The following is an 18,964-nucleotide window of genomic DNA, read 5'->3' on the forward strand; positions in this document are numbered from 1 at the left end:
ATGCTTATGAAGCGATACCCGCGTTCCGCACAGACTTGCTGAAAGGAGCAGTTGATGCCGTCGCCAACCTCGGATCGACAAGAAACCAAAACAGAGAAAACCTTAATGGGGTTCAATGCGAAGGGTGCCGCTGGCAATCGTGCGAGCTTCTTTGCCGCCGCAGGCCTCGAATGGCCTGACGATATGGTCATGGAATACGACCTGGGCAGATACACTGATTATCCTTTCAGCGTCGATATATCCAACAATCGCCTTCTGGCCGCCCTAGACAGAACTGGACAGGTGCGACGCGCGGTTGTTGCGGTAGGACGCCAGGATATGCGAGGCAAGACCATCCCTGGCGTCTACGTATACAAGAAGCTGGCCTTCTGCCAAGGGCACATTGGAATGCAGATCAATTGTCTAAACCGTCAATGTCTATCGCCCGCACTTAGCTTCATAGAAGATCTCATACCAGTCTTCGATGCATCGATGGGGGATCTGCACAGCCAGACCATCGTCTTCGTGCCCCAGAAAAGCACCAGCAGACCTTTGTGTCTGATTCAGCTTTGTCAACTTACCAATAGGGGAACGACGCCATTAGACGTAAATGTATCGATTCTGTCGTCAACGCAGGGCAAGAATGGTACAGAACTTTTACCCCTGAAATACAATCTTCTAAGTGAATCGGACAGTCCTGTCGCGCGTGACACATGTAAGTCCATGCTTAGGCTTGCTCCAGGAGAAAGTCGGAGCGTGGCCAGTGTCTTCGATTTTTCGGAGCAAGAGGATAACCTCCAGACATTCAACTCCATTCCGGAATGCCGGAAAGCTCTGAACGTTACCTTGAAAGCCCGTAAGGGCAGCCTGGGCAAAGTACAGATTCCAGAAGACCCATGGTACGGTGAACTCATCACCCGTTCGGCGGAACTAGCCCGACAAAGTCTTCTTCTGCTGGCAGACGGCAAAGCGGCTGGCTCATTCTGGGGATCCAACGCCAACCCACTCCCCGACGTATGGACCAGAGACTTCGGCTACTGCGCCATGGGTCTGGTCGACAGCAACCCTGACCTCGCCAATCCCATGATCGAATTCCTTGCGCAGTATGGTATACCCGACCATGCTTGGGAGCGCGAGGCCAGAATGCATCCCGAGGCCAGCGGATTCCAACATTCCTTGGGCAATTCCTGCCTCGCTGCAGTTCTGGCTTCCATGTTGGTTCATCGGCATGGCCGCAAGGCTTTCACTGCGGAACAAAGTACATTCACCCAGTACGTCCGTGGGCTGGCCTCCGATCTGATCGCCGAACGACCTAAGCAAGGTCAACTGTATGAGACCCTTTACATTTCGGACGGGCCGTCACGTGGCGACTACCACACCGGGTCCAACATACTGGCCTGGAAGGCCGCCAAGGTTATGGCCGAGGACTTCTCGGATCTCTTGGATACCGGTCAGGCAGAGCAGCTGGAGCAAATAGCTGAAGAACTTCATCAGTCACTTAACGAGAAATGCGTCCGCAGCATTGATGGCAGCCCCATGTATGTGGAAGGGGCCAACAGGGATGGAAGCATCATCGGCATCCATGACGGAGAGGAAAGCGACCTGACATTGGCCTCCGTTTACGGATTCACGAGTCGTGACGACGAGCGCATACGCAACCACGCCAGATGGGCCCACAGCACCAGAGACCCATATTATGCCCCGATTACAGGTGGAATCGACTTCTGGGACTTTGACGACAGCAACGGAATTACCTATCCCGGCCAGATCCATGGCCTCTGCAGGGCGAACACCCGAGAAGAACTCAAGGACGCCCTGCTTGAGCTGCGCAGAACCACCGATCTGGATGGATCTTTCTGGTGGTGGCCCTTCGAGCATGCTGAGCAGGAACCCACCAAGGTCAAACGTGGCCTGGGCAAGTGCGGCTGGTGTGCGGGTGAATTCGTCAGCTTCTTCCTGCACGACATCATGGGAGTCGAGCGCGACCAGGAAACCCGCAGCATCAGAATCGCTCCTTACACGCCGTGGCGCCGCTTTAGCTGGAAGGATTTGGCTTTCTGCGGTGGCCATGTTGATTTCGAGCAAGAAGACGACACGCTTCGTTTCACGAACAGAACCGATGAACCCCTGCATGCCTATTTACAAATTGCCATGCAACCGAACACCATGCTGGAAGATGTCACACTCAACGGTCAGAGCAGACGATACCAAGCCAGCGTTATCCATCTTCACGATGGCTCAGCAGTTGGCGTGGAGGAGCAGGTCGAACCTGGGCAGAGTATCGCTTTGACCATTAGGACCAGATAGGTACCCGCAAGCATCAGGGGCGAGAACATCGTTCCCGCCCTTTCCTGTATGAAAGTATCAGGAATACGAAAAGGTGGTGCCCTCCACAAAGGAGACGGCACCACCTCAATAAAACTTTGGACGTGCTGCGTTCAAAGTCCGATTGAGATCATCGGTTGGATTTTGATCTCACTTCTGGCCCTGGGCCGCCACTGCAGCAGCACCGGCAGCGGCTGCTTCCGGATCCAGATACTCGCCGCGAGGCTTGATGGGTTTGAAGTTCTCATCCAGCTCGTAGACCAGGGGGATGGCCGTGGGGATGTTGACCTTGGCGATCTCGTCCTCAGTCAGGTTGTCGAGCATCTTGACGATGGCCCTCAGCGAGTTGCCATGGGCGGCAATCAGGACGGTCTTGCCAGTCTTGAGTTCCGGGACAATGTCGCTCTCCCAGTAGGGGGTGACGCGCTTGACCACGTTGGCCAGTGCCTCGGCTCGGGGCACGGGGGCTCCGGCATACCGGGGATCATGGGACTGCGAGTACTCGTCGTCAGGGTCGATCTCGGGCGGCGGGGTGGCATAGGAACGACGCCAGAGCATGAACTTCTCATCACCGTACTTCTCGCGGATCTCGGTCTTGTTCTTGCCCTGCAGTGCTCCGTAGTGACGCTCGTTCAGCCTCCAGTCACGCTTGACGGGGATCCAAAGGCGGTCAGCCTCGTCCAAGGCGATGTTGGCGGTGTTGATGGCGCGGCGCAGCAAGGAGGTGAAAACAATGTCCGGCAGGACACCCTTATCCTTGAGCAGCTTGCCGCCCTTGCGGGCCTCCTGCTCGCCCTGCTCGGTCAGCGGGACGTCCACCCAGCCGGTGAACTGATTGGTGTTGTTCCATGCGCTCTGGCCGTGCCTGAGCAATACTAGTTTGTAGGTCATAGTGAAAATTCTAAGACCTAAGAGGGACTGTTTGGCGGACCTACAGCTCCCCCCTGTAGAGCAGTCGCTTAAAGCAGGCAGACGCCCAGCCAGCAGAACCCTGTCAGCAGATCGGTATAGCCCGACAGTGCAAAGGCCCTGCTGAAGCGGTTCCGACAACTGGCCACTGTGGTGGCAATGGCCAGCGCCAGGACAGGCAGCAGACAGACCAGGCGGGGCCAAGCGGCCGCAAGGGAGCCGCCAGACAGGAACCATGACTCAACCACGCCCAGGATCACAGCCAGGGCATAGCAGGACCCCATCAGAATCAGTGTGCCTTTGGCTCCGATGAAGGAAGACAGCGTGTACTTGCCGGCCAGAGGATCCGCATCAATGTCCCGATAGTTGTTGATCTCCAGAACGGGAATGCAGATAAGACCGCCAACCAGAGCGCCGATGAACCCATGGCGGTCGACGATGCCGGTCTCCATGTACTGAGTGGCCAACACGCCCACCAGGCCGAAGAAGATCATGATGCTCAGCTCGCCCATGGCCCTATAGCCGTAAGGGTGTTTGCCTCCCGTGTAGAACCAGGCTCCCAACAGGCAGAAGATGCCGACCAGGATCATCCACCAGTAGCCGGTCACCCAACAGAGGGTCAGTCCGGACAGGCAAGCCATAAGGATGTTGAGGTAGGCGGACAGCAGGACCTTGCGAGGCTCCACACCACCGGCCACCCCTCTTCTGGGCAGATCAGGCACCGAACCATCGGCGCCAGCTCCCGAAAGGCTGCTCCGACCTTCGTCAGTGCCCCTGATGCCGTCAAAGTAGTCGTTGGCCAGATTGCAGGTGCTGTGGATGAACACAGCAGTCAGACAGCACAAGAGAGCGATCAGCCAGAAGCGCGCATCCGGCCTCAACCCTTGGCTGAACAGCTGCCGGAGGGCCACCGCCGTGCCGATCAGCACCGGCGTGGGCGAGCAAAGCAGGGCCGAGGGTCGCAGTGCGTCCTTGTATTCCTGAAGTGTGATGAACATGATTGCCTGATTATCCACCAAATCGCTTGAAAGTCGGACTGCTCTCTTATGAGCGTATCAGGATTTTCACAGCTGCAGGAGCAGGCCCGCCGACCAGCACAGGGCGGAGACCAGAGTACCCTTGCCTGCCATGCCAAAGGCCTTGGGCACCTGGCCGCGGGCAAAGGCTCGACAGATCAGCAGAAAGACAACAGCCACAGGCAGGAGGACCAGCACAAGGGGGAAGCCAGGCAGGCCACGCCGCATGACAGCCGGAACGAACTGGATCAGGCCCAGGACCAGGCTCAGGATGTAGACCAGGTAGATGGAGATAGCCGCAGCACGCGCCCCCACCAGAACAGCATATGTGTGCTTGCCGGATCGGCGGTCGTCATCCAGGTCCCGGTAATTGTTGAGCATGAGCAGGCCCACGGCATTGAGCCCGCAGACGCAGGCGCCCAGGATGCCGGCGGCATCGACCCTATTAATGAGGAAGTACTCGGTGCCCAGGGTGGCCACCAGACCGAAGAAGATGAAGACGCTGACCTCACCCAGCCCGTGGTAGCCGTATGGATGCGGGCCGCCTACGTAACACCAGCCGGCTATCAGACAGCAGACTCCGACCAGGATCATCCACCAATGACCGGTCAGAGCCATGACAATCAGGCCCATCAGGCAGGCGAAGGCCGCCGAGATCATGGTGGCGTACAGCACCTTCTTGGGCGGCACGCCGGCGGCCACCAGACGCCTCGGTCTGCCAGAGGCGGCCTCCTCGCCTCCACGGCCGGAGTCAGTGCCGCGAACACCATCGGCGTAGTCGTTGGCGAAGTTGGCTGCAACCTGCATAGACAGGGCGAGCAGGACCAGCAGGACCACGATCAGGGCCAGCCTTCCCGGCGTGGTCGCCTTCAGGGCAGGGTCGACAGGCCTGGGCGAGCAGGAGCTGGTGCACTGTTCCAAGAGCCGTGACCGCTCCAGGAGCGCTGCCGAAGCGCCCACGCAGACAGGCGCCACCGAGGCAGGCAGCGTCCTGGGACGCATGCCATCCATCCACAGCCTGATATTCATGACCGTCCCTTCCCTGTCATCATCTCATATCGTCTCAGACCAGCGGCTTGACCAAGGGGAAGGTGATGGTCTCGCGGATGGATGCGCCGGTAAGGGCGATCAACAGCCGATCGATGCCCATGCCCATGCCACCAGCCGGAGGCATGCCTACGCCCAGGGCCTCCAGGAAGTCCTCGTCAATATCCATGGCCTCGACATCGCCGCGGCTGGCCATCTTGGCCTGCTCGACGAACCGCTGCCGCTGGACCACCGGATCATTGAGCTCGGAGTAGCCCGTGGCCAGCTCGAACCCGCGAACGTAGAGATCCCACTTTTCAACCACTCCCGGCTTGGTGCGGTGGGCCTTGACCAGGGGCGAGGTCTCGACCGGGAAATCACGCACGAAGGTCGGCTCGTAGAGCTTGTCCTGCCAGAAATGCTCCCAGAGGTGTTCGACCAGCTTGCCATGGTTCTCGGCAGGCTCCTCCTCCAGGCCCAGTTTGTCAGCAATGGTCCGCAGATGGTCCACGCTGGTCTGCGGGGTGATCTTTTCGCCCAGGGACTCGGAAAGGGAGTCGTACATGCTGATTTGGCGCCAATCGCCGCCGAAGTCGTACTGGCTGCCATCCTGCAGGGTCACCTTCAGTGATCCCGACGTGGCCATGGCCGCCTTCTGGATCAGCTCCTTGGTCAGTTCCCCGATGGTGTCGTAGGTGCCGTAAGCCTGATAGGCCTCCAGCATGGTGAACTCCGGGGCATGCGTGGCATCCACGCCCTCATTGCGGAAGTCGCGGTTGATCTCGAAGACGCGCTCAATGCCGCCGACCAGACAGCGCTTGAGGAAGAGCTCGGGAGCGATGCGCAGATAGAGATCAATGTCGAAGGCGTTCATATGCGTGGTGAATGGTCGGGCCGCGGCACCGCCATGCACGGTCTGGAGCATGGGGGTCTCGACCTCCATGAAGTCGTGATCCTCGAAGGTACGCCTCAGGGAGGAGACGGCCTTGGAACGGCGGCGGACCATGGCCCGCACATCCTCATCGGCGATCATGGCCAGGTAAGGCTTGCGGGTGCGCTGTTCCTCGGTCAGTTCCTTGTGAAGGGCAGGCAGGGGCTGTAAAGCTTTGGCTGCGATGTTCCACTCGGTTGCGAAGACAGAGAGTTCACCGGTCTTGGAAGCGACCACACGGCCGCGCAGGTAGAGGTGGTCGCCCAAGTCGACCAGCTGCTTGAAGCGCTTCAAAGAATCAGCGCCGATCTCACGCTTGGAGATCATGCCCTGGATGCGGGTGCCGTCGCCTGCCGCCAGCTGGACGAAGCAGAGGCCGCCACCGTTGCGCAGGAAGAGGACCCTGCCGGCAATGCCAACCACATCCTCGGTCTCCTGGCCTGGCTCAAGGCGGTCTTGATACTTGCGACGCACATCCTCGATGCGGTCGGTCACATCCAGATGGACCGGGTAGGGCTCAATACCCTCCTTGAGCATGAGCGCCCTCTTGGCCACGCGCATGCGCACCTGTTCGGGATGGCCTTCAGCGCTCTCCTCTAGGTTGCCGGGATCAATGGCGTCATCCAACTGGGCGCCCTGATCAATCTTCTCCGTGATGGCCATATCCTGGTCGAGCAGCGCCTGAGCACGCTCGACCGTCGTCAGACGAGGGGTTTCTTCCGATGAGTCATTCATAAATCGCTATTTTACGCATGAGCCGGTACTTGGCCCCGGTTGCCGCCTGACGGCAAGCGGTTGAATGGTCGCGCCGCGCAGACAATAGCGTTTGGCCGACCATACGTGTACTATATAGAACGTTGTCACGGGGTATAGCGCAGCTTGGTAGCGCGCTTCGTTCGGGACGAAGAGGCCGGGGGTTCAAATCCCCCTACCCCGACAAGCATTCCGGTCCTTACGGGCCGGAATTTCTGTATTCGTAACTTTTAGAGATCAGTATGTGCAAGAACAATAACCTTGCCATGCCCTTTCTCTTCTTAAAAGCAAAAGTTAAAAGGCAAAAGCGATTCTCGTTTTTTCTCGCATTTTTATCAGTTTGGGATCACAGCCCCAACGATCCTGAAATCTTCCGCTGTACCAATATCCGCTGCATCAATAATTGAGGTTCCTCGGAACGGAGCGACAGATCATCAGCATTCAGATGTAGTATATAAACAAATATTCTGTTCAAAGGAGCATAATGCGGATCTTAGCCTTTGACCTTAAAGGACTTCGCTTATACGACAAGGGCGCACTACGCATGATCCTGTTCGCCGAAGATAGGATTACCGATGGCAGCTTCACCCATCGCCTTCAGAGCACCACCTCACCGCTTGGCATCGTCACAGCCATTGGCATCTCCGGTATCAATGCCTCCGGCAAAACCACTGATCTACGCCTGCTTTCTCTAATCATCAACATTGCCAGAGGCGCTTCATTGGGAACTCAACGCACCACCATCGATCCGCTGATGGACATTCTTGAGCACACGATTACAGCACGCATTATCTTCGAGGAAAACGGCGAGGCTTGGCTGCTCAATGCCACACTCCGGCGCGCCGATAAGGACGAGGCCACCGCCGACTCCCCCTTAGTTTTCGAAAAGGAACGGCTGTGCCAGTATGCAGGCAGAAGTCTGAGCAAGATTCGTTTGAAAAGAACCATAGATGGCGACGAAGAATCCTGGTGGACTGTAGCGACTCGAGGAATGAATAAGTCGGGCGACGAAAAGGAGCTGGCCGAGGATGTCAAGAGATTTTTGCCCCCCGATCGCTCTCTGACGACGGGGATTCTGCTCACCAAGGAGACCATGGTCACACTCTGTCTGCAAAATCCGCTGCAAATGTCCATTCCTGTCACTCCCCCATCGCAAGTGGTACGTCTATTCGATCCGACCATCGAACACTTGGAAGTAAGCGATCACCAGTTGCATATCAAGTTCCGCAATGAAAAGGTTGAGCGTGACTATGACCCCTCGCAAGCTATGGCCATGATATCGGCGGGAACATTGCGTGGAACATCCTTGGCACAACATGCTATCGAAACACTTGCGCAAGGAGGCTACTTACTATTCGACGAAATCGAAAACAGCATAAACAAGCAGTTGGTCTTCGCTATCATCGACCTGTTCTCCTCTCCTGCTACTAACCCGCATGGGGCGGTGCTCGTTTTTTCTACGCACTATCCAGAACTGCTGGACCATTTCACCAGAAAAGACAACATTTGGTTCGCTGTCAGGCATGAGAACGCCGGATTCCAACTGATCCGGTATAACAAGCTGGTCACCCGCGGTGAACTGAAGAAGAGCGTCCAGTTCATGTCAGGTGCCCTGCAAGGAACCGCGCCCTCAGCCACTTCCATCAGCGCCTTGCGGAGCTACGTCAAGGAAACGGTTCATGGACAGTCAAGCGATTTATAATGAACCTACCTTGGTTATCTGCGAAGGATCTGCCGAAAGCGTCATCTTCGAACTCCTGCTGACAGAAGGAAAACTGATCATTCCTAAAGATTCGCTTATTGAGGATCCGCAGACTGGTCGGCTTTATACTCGTTGCCGCAAAGACAGGGAAATTGAGGAACGGTTCCTTTCCGTTACCTATGGTTCTTCGTGCGTGAATATCGTTCGTATTATTGACTCGCCAAATGAACGCTTTCACTTGTCGCCTCTGTACCAGTCCAAAGCCCGTGTATATACACTGACCACCCGTCCGGAGATCGAGATCCAGGCCATCATCAAAGAGGGGGCTTACAGGGACTGGACGCATGTCAATAACATGAAACCCAGCGAATTCTGCAAGGAGAAACTGGGGTTGCACAAGATCAAGCAATATGCTTTCTTACGTCAATATTGGAATGATGCGGACGAGCTCTGTCGTGTCATTGAGCAGTACCGAAGAAACCATCACTTCCAAAACCATGAGCGATGTTTAGCCGAGATTCTCGTTCGTTATTCAGGCAGCTGCACCGAGCATGTGTGACCTAGGCGACATAGCCGACTGAAGTCCATCAAAGACCATCAGCCTAGACTGGTAGGTAGAAGCAACCAGGGCGCTAGGGCTCCATGAGGAACCCGCACCTTCAGATACCCTGACAGCAAGGGAGCCAAATGAGCCAGGACCAGACACCGATCACAGGCAGCAAGCAGGGAGAGCCTCAACAGGCCTATATGCAAGCGGACGGCGGCTTCGACACCCAAGCCTTCCTGGACGGTCTCGACGCCATCTTCAGCGCCGGCAAGGCCCGCGACGAAGCTGAACCCTATCTGCAACAGGCGCTGGTGGATGCGGAGAACGCTGGTGATGACGCCGGACTGCTGACGGTGCTGAACGAAACCATGGGATTCTATCGGTCCCAGGGCCGCCACCAGGAGAACATGTGGATGATCCAGCGCGCCATCGAGCTGGCCTCACGCATGCGCATCGAAGGGTCCGAGGCCTGGACGACCACCCTGATAAATGCGGCCACAGGTCTACGGGCAGCCAAGAAGTACGACCAGGCTGAAGACCTCTACCGGCAGGCACTTGCCTCTGCAGCCAAAACCCTTGGACCCAAGGACAGGCGGCTGGCGGCCCTGCACAACAACCTGTCCATGCTCTACAGCGAAACCGACCGACCCGGCCAGGCCGAACAGGAGCTGCGCCAAGCCATGGACATCCTGGAGAATTCCAGCACTGATCCTTCCCAGGATCTGGATCTGGCCACCACCCACACCAATCTGGCCCTTCTGCTCATGCAGCGCAGTGACAGTCCGCAGGCTCTGCAAGAGGCCTGGGGCCAGGCCCGCACAGCCCTGGACATCTATCGAACCGGCCACCTGGAAAATAGCGCACACTATGCCTCAGCCCTGGCCGGCTTTGCTCAAGTCTGCTACATGACCGGTCGGTTCAGTCAGTCGGCATACACCTATCGCAAGGCCTTGGCCATCATCGAGGATCGATACGGTAAGGGCAGCGACTACTACCAGATCACCAAGGCCAATCTGGACCAGGCCCAGGCCGCCGCCGAAGAAGCCGGGGACAAGGACCAATCCAAGCAGGCCGACGAAGCAGCATCCAGCCAGCCGAAAGCCAGCTCAGATCGGACCCCGGCCAGAAATCACAGCAGTGACAACGATCGGCATGGCTCCCATCCGGATATTCAAGGGCTGGACCTGGCCAAGGCCTACTGGGAGCAGGTGGGCCGTCCCATGCTGGAGGAACGCTACCCCCAGTATCGCGGCCGGATTGCCGTGGGATTGATGGGCCATGGCTCGGACTGCTATGGCTTTGACGATGCCATCTCCCGGGACCATGATTTCGGCCCCGGCTTCTGCCTGTGGCTGACCAGCGAGGATTACCAGGCCATCGGTGACCAGCTGCAGAAGGACTATGAGGCCCTGCCCACCGAGTTCATGGGGTTCGGCTCACGAACCGACAGCGTCAGAGCTAAGGGAGCCGACCGCCGCGTGGGTGTCTTCGAGATCGGCGCCTTCTTCGAATCCCTGACCGGCTACCGGCAGGCACCCCCGGAAGATCACCCCCACGAGTGGCTGCTCTTGGATGAGGCTACGCTGGCGGCGGCCACCAATGGCAGAATCTTCGCGGATCCTCTGGGACAGATGCTGGCCACCCGGCAGGGGTTCAAGGCCATGCCCGACGATGTGCGCTTCTGCCTGATCTCCCGCCGGCTGGGCATGATCGCCCAGGCGGGCCAGTACAATCTGCCGCGGAGTCTGCAGCGGGGCGACGGGGCTGCAGCCATGCTGTCAATCAACGAATTCATCAAAGCCTGCGCCTCCCTGATCTTCCTGATCAACAATCCGCTGACCGTCGGTTATCTGCCCTATTACAAGTGGACCTTCGCAGCCCTGCGGCGATTGAGCGGACGAATGGCCACCAGGCTGGCCGACCTGACCGTGCAACTGGAGGATATCCTGCGCCTGGCTTCAGCTGCCTGTTACGGGGGGCAAGGCTTCGGCGAAGGCGGCAAGGGAGCCCGGCCGGCTGCCGAACGCGTCACCAAGCTTGTGGAGTCAATCTGCGCCAGAATCGTAGAAGAGTTGCAAGTAGAAGGCCTGACCAACAGCCCGGAAACCTTCCTGGAATGGCAGCGCCCCTACGTCGAGGCCCACATTTCCAGCGACGATCCGGTTCTGCACAGCATCTGAAAGGAGCCAAAGATGGCAAACGACGAGCAATGTCAGGATGAGGAATCCCTGCGCGAGCGGATCGTCCGCCACGAATGGGAACAGTTCCAGCAGGTCAACAACGAGGGTGGCCCGGCCAACTGTCAGGGCAACTGGCCCATGTTCCACCAAATGCGCCTAAGCCAGTTTCTAACCTGGCCACATCCCCTCCTAACCAGCTATGCGGACGACCTGGATCAGGCCGACAAAGCGGGGCGCAACCTGTTGACCGAGAAGTACGGGCGGATGATGGAGTCCACTGCCCCGGACCAGTACCACAGCAGCATCGCCCCCTACCTGCCCAAGCTGGGTCTGGCACGCCAGGAACAGCAGGAGCGCATCATCGACCGACAGGTGGCTTGGGCCAAGGACTTCCGCGAGCGCTACCCACGCCTGGGTCAGGAGATGCGGGTCCTGCGCACCTGCGAGGACACGCCGGAGGCCACCTCTTTCGAGACCTATCTGCGTGGCGAACTAGGTACCTATTCGGCCCGGACCCTGGATCTTTACCAGTCCATGGTGGACCAGATCGAGGCCCGTGGCGGCAACCTGACCGAGGAAACCATCCTGGCCACAGTGCAGATGAATGGCTTTGAGACCCTGGACGAAGCCGAGCAGGCCCAGGACTGACCTCCTGAACCACAATCAGGAGGTTCATCTGACCAACCAGTCGAGCGGTCGGGTAGAGTTGACGGGTGCAAAAGCTGAAACGGGCGGGCTTTACCGCCGCCTCCTTCGTAGTCATCCTGCTGGTCATGCTCCTTTTGGGCCAAGCCATGACACCGGACTGGCAGGTGGAACCCTATCGAGACCACATCAAGATCCCGACCCGGTCCACAGCTATCGCCTCGCGCCTTGGAGCTACCACCCCTGAAGGTACTTATAAGGTCAAAGAACGGAAAATCAGCATTGCTCTGGATGGCGGAGTCCGAATCCAGGCCATCGTCAGAGAGCCGCGGGATCGAGAGGGCACGGGGCCAGCCTGCTTGTTCATCCATGGCGCCGGAACCGGCAAATCCTCAGAAGTGTATGGCGATCTGGCCTCAGCCATGGCCTCGGCCGGCATCACCACCCTGGTGCCTGACAAGCGTTTGGACACCTACACCACCTTTCACCGTGATTATCAGGCCATGGCCACCGACTATGGGCGTTCCCTTGACCGCTTGCGATCCTGGCCGGGTGTGGATCCAACCAAAGTAGGCCTGTACGCTGAGTCCGAAGGCACCTGGATATCGTCCATCATGACCGCCAAGGATCCCAGCATCGCCTTCTCCATCTTGACTTCGCCTCCCGTCTACCCGGGACGGCGGCAGATGGCCATGGCGGCCACCAGCTACTTGGATCTGATTGGCGCACCTAAGGGAATCCGCAATGTGGTACCCCGGCTCATGGGCATGGACCTGTCCCTGCTGGGCCTGGAGTACGCCGACTTTCCCTCCCTGCCCAACCTGGATCAGCTGCGGATGCCGGTCATGATCAACTTCGGCACTATGGATGTCTCCATGCCAGTCGAGCAGGGTGCGCGCGAAATCATCCGCAGAACCCATGCAAGCGGCAATGACAACGTGACCCTGCGCTACTACCCCACCAACCATCAGATCCGCACCGGCAGTCGGCTGGCCAAGGCCGGGTTGCCCCTGGAACCCCGGTATACCCATAATCTGGAAGACTGGATCAACGCTGTAGCCTTGGGCACCCAGGCCGATCAATGGTCCACTCCCATGATTGCCGGCAGCCAGCCCCACCAGCTCAATCAAGTACCTGATCGTACTGATTCCGGATTGGTTTCCTCGCTGACCGCCCTGCTGACCTTGATGGCCAGTGGCCCCGTTCTGCTGGTTGCTGCCCTCATAACTGCCCTGATAGGAGCCTTGAACTCACATCTGCGGGCTCGAGGCAATGTCAGACAACGGTCCGGCTTCAGCAAAGGTCTTGCCGGACGGCTTTGGGCACTGGGACTGTTGGCCGCAGGACTGATAACCGCTCTGCTGGCCTATGCCTTCACTGTGGTCCGCCAGGCCTTCGGCCTGGTTCATCTGTCCTCGATGATGACATTCTCCTGGTTCCTACTGTCAGGTCTCTGCCTGATCCTCATTCTGCTTTTGGCGAGCACCCTGACCTCCATCTTCAGCCGGCCTGACGGCAAGCCAGCTGTTGCCGGGGCGGGCCACTGGCTGACCCTGACCCTAACCCTGTTGGGGTCACTGTCCATCCTTGGCAGCCTGATCTTCTGGAATATCTTGGTCTTTTGAGTCATGACGAACGTGCTTTGTTGATGCCAGCCAAGTTGATATAGCAGCGACAATCAGCACTACGCCCAGGCCGGCAAAAATCAATGGAATAATTCGCTGCCAGGGTATGACTAGGGTCAGATCCGTACCGTAACGCAGAAAGACCAATCCTAAAGCCAACATGGTCAGGGCCAAAAGTCCAACCAGGATGCCAAAAATGATGGTAGGCATGCTGGGGCCGCTAGGACGGACCGGCTCCGGCGGCTGCATCCGAACCTGGTATATCGGGGGTGCCTGTGATTCAACCGGCATGACCTTGGTGGTGCGCTCCTGACGATCCAGCGGCTGGCCTCCTTCTGGTTGCTGCATATCAGTCATCTTCCTGATCCTCCCCAAACTGCCATGGATTGTAGCTATAATCCCAATATTCATTGATCGATCCGCTGTAGAGCTGCGCCCGCTTCGGCTGGGTAGCACTCCCTTGGGCTTGCACGGTGACCCGCGCACCGGCCATGAGGTTGGCTTCGACGATCAATTCGGGATCGTCGGGCATATGCCACTGATCCTCCTTGGACGCTCGCAGGGCCTCCTCCCAATTGCGTCGTTCAGCTGATGGCGACGTATTGCCCCACCACATCCGGTTTCCCTGTTCCGTCTCGGTTATCCAGTCAGCCGCGCCTGATCCCAAGACCCTGTAGAGATCGGTGTGTTCCCTATAGGACAGACTGCATCCCTTAGGAATGAGCAGGCGAACGTCAGCATAGGCCACAGCCAGGCGGACGGTGCCCGTCGGGCAGCCTGAGACTGTACTCTCCGCATCATCCATAATCTGAACGCGATGAGTGCCGTGTTTCTGCTCATAACCAGTCAGGTCAATGACGGCACTTCCCTGATCCTGCGGGTCTCCGACCAGCGCGATGCCACGGCGGTAACGCCTCATGTCTGCACTGTCCGCCCCCAACAAGCGTCCATGGTTGTTGCCGTTAACTTGAACTGTGGCGTATTCGGCCAGGATCCTGCGGTTCTGGGTTTGCTCAATGCCTGGTATGGCCGAACCAGAAGCCAGCATCAGGACAACCAAGCAGGCCATCAGGGCAATGGGGGTCAGTCCTCCAGACCTGCGGCCCATCAAGCCCAGGATCAGTATGACCACGCCAAGTGTCAGCGTGACGCCTCCAGCCCAGATCAGAGCGAAAGTCAAGGCCACATTCAATCCGCGATAGGGGTTCGTGGCCATCCACCAGACCCCTGCGCCGGAGACCAAGATCAGTCCTGACAGAAGACTGACCAGCGCAGGTCCGGCGGGACGACGCCGTAGCCGGGGCGGAACCGACGGAGTCTTACGGGCTATTCCCGGCCCTGTCGAGAATGACCCGGCTGTGCCATAGTCCGTCCAGTCACTGAATCCATATGACTGGTTCATGTTCCCAACAGGTTCTGCAGGGCCTTCTGCCCCCGTCCAACCTCCGGGAGCTGCACCGGTGACAGGATTCTCACAGCCTTGCGTATTATTCGAATCGCTGGCAGCGTTTGCCGAATCCGCTGTCTCAAAAATATGTCCGGAAGCAGTCGCATCCCCTTGTTGTTCCCGAGTTCCATACGAATCGGAATCCCCTGGCTGGTTCCTGTATCCTTCTGTGCTTGCATTGCCGTCTGTCTGCGTATTGCTTCGCGTCCCTGTGTAATCCTGGTACCCCTCATACCCCGAAAAGCTTGGGTAGTCAGGCTGATTCGGATACCATTGCGAGCCTGCACCACTCGGCCGGTCCGAATATTGCGGTCCCATCACCCAGGGATCGCCCGAAACCGGTCTGCCGGCATCCGGCCCAGTCCAGTACCCTCTTTGGTACTCCAGGGCCTTGTTGCGGCTCCACCGGATGAACAGATACAGGACCAGGGCACCGAAGGCCAGTGAAAAGATTCCGACTCCAGGAATCAGGATGGCCAGCAGCCAGTAAATGATGATGCCCACCATGGAAGCATGCCAAATCCCGTGGATCAACTCCTGGGCGATAATGACCCCACGCCGGTCCGGCAGGACGAACCAGGCAAAGCCGTAGAAGGCGGCACCGGCGCCGAAGAAAAAGACCGCCAGAATCATCAAGGCTCTGACCAGAGTCACGCTCCAGCCCAGACGACGGGCCAAGGCTACGCAAACACCGCCTACCCATCCTTGGTCACGGATCAGATAGGACTCCCTGCAGGCGCGGAAGAACCTGTCGAACTTCCACTGCCAGCCGTTATCGGGGCCATTGCCGTTCATGTCGCTACTCATATCTTCATTACAACACCCTGCGAGCGCAAATCTCATGGGGGAACACCCTGATTCGACCCTGATTTCTTCCCCTTATTGCCCTATCGGTACGATCCGAAACCGATAATGGAGACATGAACGCAGCCATGCAGGAAGAACAAACGTTGAGGGAACCACCTCCTCTGCACCCTGCGCGCATGCCCCTGATGAGGCCACACAAGGGCAGGATCCTGTGCGGAGTCTGCAAGGGCGTCAGCCTACACCTGGGCATTCCCGTCTTCTGGATCCGCCTGGTCATGGTGCTTATGGCCCCCAAATTGATCACCTGTGTAATCTACTGCTTTCTGTGGTTGACGCTCCCCCAGGGCGACCCCACCCAGGCAGTCCAACCGAATGACCCGAAGTCAGCCCCGCTGGCGCCCAGCATCCTTACTGAACAGCCAGATCAGAAGGAGGAGCACAGCATCAGTCCCGGGCGGATAACCAGACTGCTGGCAGGACTGGGCATCATCCTCCTGCTGACTGCCGTCTTTCTGCTCAACAGCGGCATGCGCCCCGCCTTTGTCGTCCCCTGCCTGCTTTTCTGCGCAGGACTGGTTCTGGCCTGGCTGAGGCCGGAAAACCAAGGAACCGGCTACCACCTGCCTGCCCTCATCGGCAGCCTGGCCCTGATCCTGTCTGCCGCGGTGATCTTCCTGCTGTCCACCCAGGAATTGCATTGGGCTCTGACCCTGATAGTCCTGGCCGGCCTGCTTCTTATAGGCGTAACCGCAGTGGTCGTACCCTGGGTAGGCTCGATCCTCAGCCAGCTGGGCGATGAACGAGCCATGAAGGAACGCGAGGAGGAGCGGGCCGATATGGCAGCCCATCTGCATGATGGCGTTCTTCAGACCCTGGCCCTGATCCAGCTGCATGCCGACGACCCGCATACCGTCTTCACCCTGGCTCGCTCCCAGGAGCGCGATCTGCGCAACTGGCTCTACCAGGAACGCACTCCCTCAGACCGGTCCGTCAGCACGGGGCTGAGCCAGATAGCCGCACAGGTGGAGGACGATTCAGGCAAGCCGATCGAGGTAGTCACCGTGGGCGATGCCATGCCCTGCGCCCAGACCGATGCCTTGCTCAACGCGGCCCGACAGGCCCTGGTCAATGCCGTAACCCACGGTGGTGAACCCATCTCCGTCTATTGCGAGGCCCGCAGGAATCAGGTTGAGGTCTACGTGCGCGACCACGGTTCTGGCTTCGATATGGATGCGATTCCAGCCGACCGTCTGGGAATCCGAGAGTCCATCATCGGCCGGATTCGGCGGCGTGGCGGCAGGGTCGAGATCGTCTCGCGCCCGGGCTGGGGCACCGAGGTCAGGATGCATATGCCTCTGTCCGAGGCCAGCCAACACCAGGAGGGCAAGGTTAGTCAGACTGAAAAGGGAACTGAGGCCCAGCAATGATAGGATGCATGGTGAACCATTCATTCACAGACGCATGCCGGTCCGGATCTCACTTGTACTTGAGGACCCGCGTCGGGAAAGGCGGGCTGAACCACGCCCATGACCACGACTGCAGCAGAGCCCCATCAAGCCGAGGATGGGGCCGCAAGTATTCGCGTGGCCGTCGTCGACGACCATGAGATGTTTCGTACCGGCGTCATCACCACCCTGCAGCCGCATTTCCACGTCGTGGGTCAGGCGGCAGACGTGGAGTCCTCCATTCTCATGGTCAGACAGACCCGTCCCGATGTGGTTTTGCTGGATGTGCACGTGCCCGGTGGCCAAGGCGGCGGTGGTGCTGAAATTCTGAGCCGCTCCCATCCCCTCTCCCCCAGGTCGGTCTTTCTGGCTCTTTCCGTATCCGACTCGCCCAGGGACGTGGGCTCGGTCATCCGCGCCGGAGCCCGTGGTTACGTGACCAAGACCATCTCCGCCAAGGACCTGGTCTCCTCAATCCGCCAGGTTCACGAGGGGTACGCGGTCTTCTCCCCCAAGCTGGCTGGATTCGTGCTCTCCGCCTTCCAGGAGGACGAGGCCGCAGACACCGGCCAGGCAGAAGACGACGAACTGGACCGGCTCTCCGCGCGCGAGCAGGAGGTCATGCGCCTGATCGCCCGTGGTTACACCTACCGCGAGGTAGCCTCTGAGCTGTTCATCTCCATCAAGACTGTTGAGACCCACGTCTCCAACGTTCTGCGCAAACTCCAGCTATCCAACCGAACCGAACTCACCCGCTGGGCCGCAGACCGCCGCATCGTCTGATAGTCCGCTCAACAGGCGATGCCGCGCTGACGAAGAAGCTGACGCAGACTGCTGATGTCATGGGCAACAATCCCCTCCATACCTAGTCGGTCAGCAATTGCCACATGCTCAGAATCCGTATCAACGAAGATCGTATGCCCGGGGCTGATGGCGAAGCGACGAAGGGCCAGACGATAGAAGAGCGGATCGGAAAGGTCCAGATGCTCCTCTGACGAGATCAGGACGTCCTCCAGGACAGACAGCGGCGAAAGGGCCTTGGATGCCGCCTCGGTCAGCTGACGGGTCGTTGCCGCCAGGCCCCAAAGGGTCAGGCCAGCCCGCTGCAGATCTTCCAGCAGCTCCGGTGCTCCGGGAAGCAGGCCCTTCACCGCCAGGGTGTAGTTTTCCAAACAGACGCGGACCACCCAGGCGACCGCAGGTCCGTGAGTGGTTTCATAGTCGGCCAGTGCCTGCTGCGGGTCCACGCCCAGATTGATCTGTCTGCTGACACAGCCAAAGCCCCAAGGGTCATTCGGATCCAGCACCATATCGACCACCCCGTCAGGGTACTGCCCGACCAGGGCTCTGTGCGGGTCCCAATCCACCAAGGTCCCAGGCAGAGCGAAGAGAATGCTGCCGCCGGGAGCTACTGGATCGGGGCGGTCATCGCTGAATTTATCCTCGCCTGACATGTCGCGCGATACGCCTTGACCAGATCCCTGCCGTAACTCCTGATGCTGCCTTGCCATGCCCCCAGACTAGGCATCTGAGCCTACAACGTGGTCAATCACTAGGCGAAGACCATTGCATGGATATATTGAAGCCAGCAATGATCGGGTCTTACGCTTTGCGATCTGCCCGGGGC

The 18,964-nt window shown here is 58.6% G+C and carries 15 protein-coding genes and 1 tRNA gene; 9 read left to right on the forward strand and 7 right to left on the reverse strand.

The genetic code is table 11. From position 1 onward, the window contains the following. The first annotated feature begins 54 nt into the window (after positions 1-54). Positions 55-2,286 (forward strand): hypothetical protein, encoded by a 2,232-nt coding sequence (locus ACUIAG_RS04665; protein WP_445340337.1) that lies wholly within the window; start codon positions 55-57, stop codon positions 2,284-2,286. Positions 2,287-2,454: 168 nt separating this feature from the next. On the opposite strand, the gene ACUIAG_RS04670 is transcribed toward ACUIAG_RS04665, so the two are convergent. The 4 genes from ACUIAG_RS04670 to lysS all read right to left on the reverse strand — a co-directional run bounded on the left by ACUIAG_RS04670 (position 2,455) and on the right by lysS (position 6,921). After that, positions 2,455-3,195 (reverse strand): phosphoglyceromutase, encoded by a 741-nt coding sequence (locus tag ACUIAG_RS04670; protein WP_024626731.1) that lies wholly within the window; start codon positions 3,193-3,195, stop codon positions 2,455-2,457. A gap of 68 nt (positions 3,196-3,263) precedes the next feature. Beyond that, positions 3,264-4,211, reverse strand: coding sequence for a 1,4-dihydroxy-2-naphthoate octaprenyltransferase (gene menA / locus ACUIAG_RS04675; RefSeq protein ID WP_445339205.1), 948 nt, complete (start codon positions 4,209-4,211; stop codon positions 3,264-3,266). Between the two features lie 66 nt (positions 4,212-4,277). Beyond that, the gene (menA, locus tag ACUIAG_RS04680) at positions 4,278-5,258 is read right to left on the reverse strand and encodes a 1,4-dihydroxy-2-naphthoate octaprenyltransferase (RefSeq protein ID WP_445339206.1); all 981 of its coding nucleotides are present in this window, start codon (positions 5,256-5,258) and stop codon (positions 4,278-4,280) included. A 34-nt stretch (positions 5,259-5,292) separates the two neighbouring features. Next, positions 5,293-6,921, reverse strand: a complete 1,629-nt coding sequence (gene lysS, locus ACUIAG_RS04685) for a lysine--tRNA ligase (RefSeq protein ID WP_445339207.1) — start codon at positions 6,919-6,921, stop codon at positions 5,293-5,295. A gap of 128 nt (positions 6,922-7,049) precedes the next feature. Here lysS and ACUIAG_RS04690 point away from each other — a divergent pair. The 6 genes from ACUIAG_RS04690 to ACUIAG_RS04715 all read left to right on the forward strand — a co-directional run bounded on the left by ACUIAG_RS04690 (position 7,050) and on the right by ACUIAG_RS04715 (position 13,638). Continuing rightward, a tRNA-Pro gene (locus ACUIAG_RS04690) sits at positions 7,050-7,123 on the forward strand. Positions 7,124-7,423: 300 nt separating this feature from the next. Continuing rightward, positions 7,424-8,641 (forward strand): AAA family ATPase, encoded by a 1,218-nt coding sequence (locus ACUIAG_RS04695; RefSeq protein WP_445339208.1) that lies wholly within the window; start codon positions 7,424-7,426, stop codon positions 8,639-8,641. Continuing rightward, a complete protein-coding gene (locus ACUIAG_RS04700; protein WP_445339209.1) occupies positions 8,619-9,200 on the forward strand; it encodes a hypothetical protein in 582 nt (193 codons plus the stop codon). The genes ACUIAG_RS04695 and ACUIAG_RS04700 overlap by 23 nt, the downstream gene beginning before the upstream one ends. Before the next feature lie 188 nt (positions 9,201-9,388). After that, positions 9,389-11,368, forward strand: coding sequence for a DUF4037 domain-containing protein (locus ACUIAG_RS04705; protein WP_445340373.1), 1,980 nt, complete (start codon positions 9,389-9,391; stop codon positions 11,366-11,368). Positions 11,369-11,380: 12 nt separating this feature from the next. Beyond that, a complete protein-coding gene (locus ACUIAG_RS04710; protein ID WP_445339210.1) occupies positions 11,381-12,016 on the forward strand; it encodes a DUF4125 family protein in 636 nt (211 codons plus the stop codon). A 65-nt stretch (positions 12,017-12,081) separates the two neighbouring features. After that, on the forward strand, positions 12,082-13,638 hold the full coding sequence (locus ACUIAG_RS04715) for an alpha/beta hydrolase family protein (RefSeq protein ID WP_445339211.1): 1,557 nt from the start codon (positions 12,082-12,084) through the stop codon (positions 13,636-13,638). On the opposite strand, the gene ACUIAG_RS04720 is transcribed toward ACUIAG_RS04715, so the two are convergent. Together ACUIAG_RS04720 and ACUIAG_RS04725 are read right to left on the reverse strand one after the other, a co-directional pair. Further along, the gene (locus ACUIAG_RS04720; RefSeq protein WP_313835807.1) at positions 13,588-13,995 is read right to left on the reverse strand and encodes an ABC transporter permease; all 408 of its coding nucleotides are present in this window, start codon (positions 13,993-13,995) and stop codon (positions 13,588-13,590) included. The genes ACUIAG_RS04715 and ACUIAG_RS04720 overlap by 51 nt on opposite strands. After that, the gene (locus tag ACUIAG_RS04725; protein WP_445339212.1) at positions 13,988-15,892 is read right to left on the reverse strand and encodes a PspC domain-containing protein; all 1,905 of its coding nucleotides are present in this window, start codon (positions 15,890-15,892) and stop codon (positions 13,988-13,990) included. Before ACUIAG_RS04725 ends, ACUIAG_RS04720 begins: the two co-directional genes overlap by 8 nt. A 176-nt stretch (positions 15,893-16,068) precedes the next feature. On the opposite strand from ACUIAG_RS04725, the gene ACUIAG_RS04730 reads away from it, so the two are divergent. Together ACUIAG_RS04730 and ACUIAG_RS04735 are read left to right on the forward strand one after the other, a co-directional pair. Continuing rightward, entirely contained in the window at positions 16,069-17,319 is a 1,251-nt protein-coding gene (locus tag ACUIAG_RS04730; protein ID WP_445339213.1) for a PspC domain-containing protein, read from the forward strand. 99 nt (positions 17,320-17,418) lie between these two features. Then, a complete protein-coding gene (locus ACUIAG_RS04735; RefSeq protein WP_445339214.1) occupies positions 17,419-18,120 on the forward strand; it encodes a LuxR C-terminal-related transcriptional regulator in 702 nt (233 codons plus the stop codon). Between the two features lie 8 nt (positions 18,121-18,128). Here ACUIAG_RS04735 and ACUIAG_RS04740 read toward each other — a convergent pair whose 3' ends face one another. Beyond that, the gene (locus ACUIAG_RS04740; RefSeq protein WP_445339215.1) at positions 18,129-18,791 is read right to left on the reverse strand and encodes a hypothetical protein; all 663 of its coding nucleotides are present in this window, start codon (positions 18,789-18,791) and stop codon (positions 18,129-18,131) included. Positions 18,792-18,964 lie beyond the last annotated feature (173 nt).

The sequence above is a fragment of the Bifidobacterium sp. ESL0825 genome, from assembly GCF_052606465.1.

Excerpts from the sequence above, each read along its gene's own strand:
- menA (WP_445339205.1), bottom strand. The coding sequence starts at position 4,211 with ATGTTCATCACACTTCAGGAATACAAGGACGCACTGCGACCCTCGGCC.
- menA (WP_445339206.1), bottom strand. The coding sequence starts at position 5,258 with ATGAATATCAGGCTGTGGATGGATGGCATGCGTCCCAGGACGCTGCCT.
- ACUIAG_RS04710 (WP_445339210.1), top strand. The coding sequence starts at position 11,381 with ATGGCAAACGACGAGCAATGTCAGGATGAGGAATCCCTGCGCGAGCGG.
- ACUIAG_RS04700 (WP_445339209.1), top strand. The coding sequence starts at position 8,619 with ATGGACAGTCAAGCGATTTATAATGAACCTACCTTGGTTATCTGCGAA.
- ACUIAG_RS04725 (WP_445339212.1), bottom strand. The coding sequence starts at position 15,892 with ATGAGTAGCGACATGAACGGCAATGGCCCCGATAACGGCTGGCAGTGG.
- ACUIAG_RS04670 (WP_024626731.1), bottom strand. The coding sequence starts at position 3,195 with ATGACCTACAAACTAGTATTGCTCAGGCACGGCCAGAGCGCATGGAAC.
- ACUIAG_RS04695 (WP_445339208.1), top strand. The coding sequence starts at position 7,424 with ATGCGGATCTTAGCCTTTGACCTTAAAGGACTTCGCTTATACGACAAG.
- ACUIAG_RS04740 (WP_445339215.1), bottom strand. The coding sequence starts at position 18,791 with ATGTCAGGCGAGGATAAATTCAGCGATGACCGCCCCGATCCAGTAGCT.
- ACUIAG_RS04720 (WP_313835807.1), bottom strand. The coding sequence starts at position 13,995 with ATGACTGATATGCAGCAACCAGAAGGAGGCCAGCCGCTGGATCGTCAG.
- ACUIAG_RS04665 (WP_445340337.1), top strand. The coding sequence starts at position 55 with ATGCCGTCGCCAACCTCGGATCGACAAGAAACCAAAACAGAGAAAACC.
- lysS (WP_445339207.1), bottom strand. The coding sequence starts at position 6,921 with ATGAATGACTCATCGGAAGAAACCCCTCGTCTGACGACGGTCGAGCGT.
- ACUIAG_RS04705 (WP_445340373.1), top strand. The coding sequence starts at position 9,389 with ATGCAAGCGGACGGCGGCTTCGACACCCAAGCCTTCCTGGACGGTCTC.
- ACUIAG_RS04730 (WP_445339213.1), top strand. The coding sequence starts at position 16,069 with ATGCCCCTGATGAGGCCACACAAGGGCAGGATCCTGTGCGGAGTCTGC.
- ACUIAG_RS04735 (WP_445339214.1), top strand. The coding sequence starts at position 17,419 with ATGACCACGACTGCAGCAGAGCCCCATCAAGCCGAGGATGGGGCCGCA.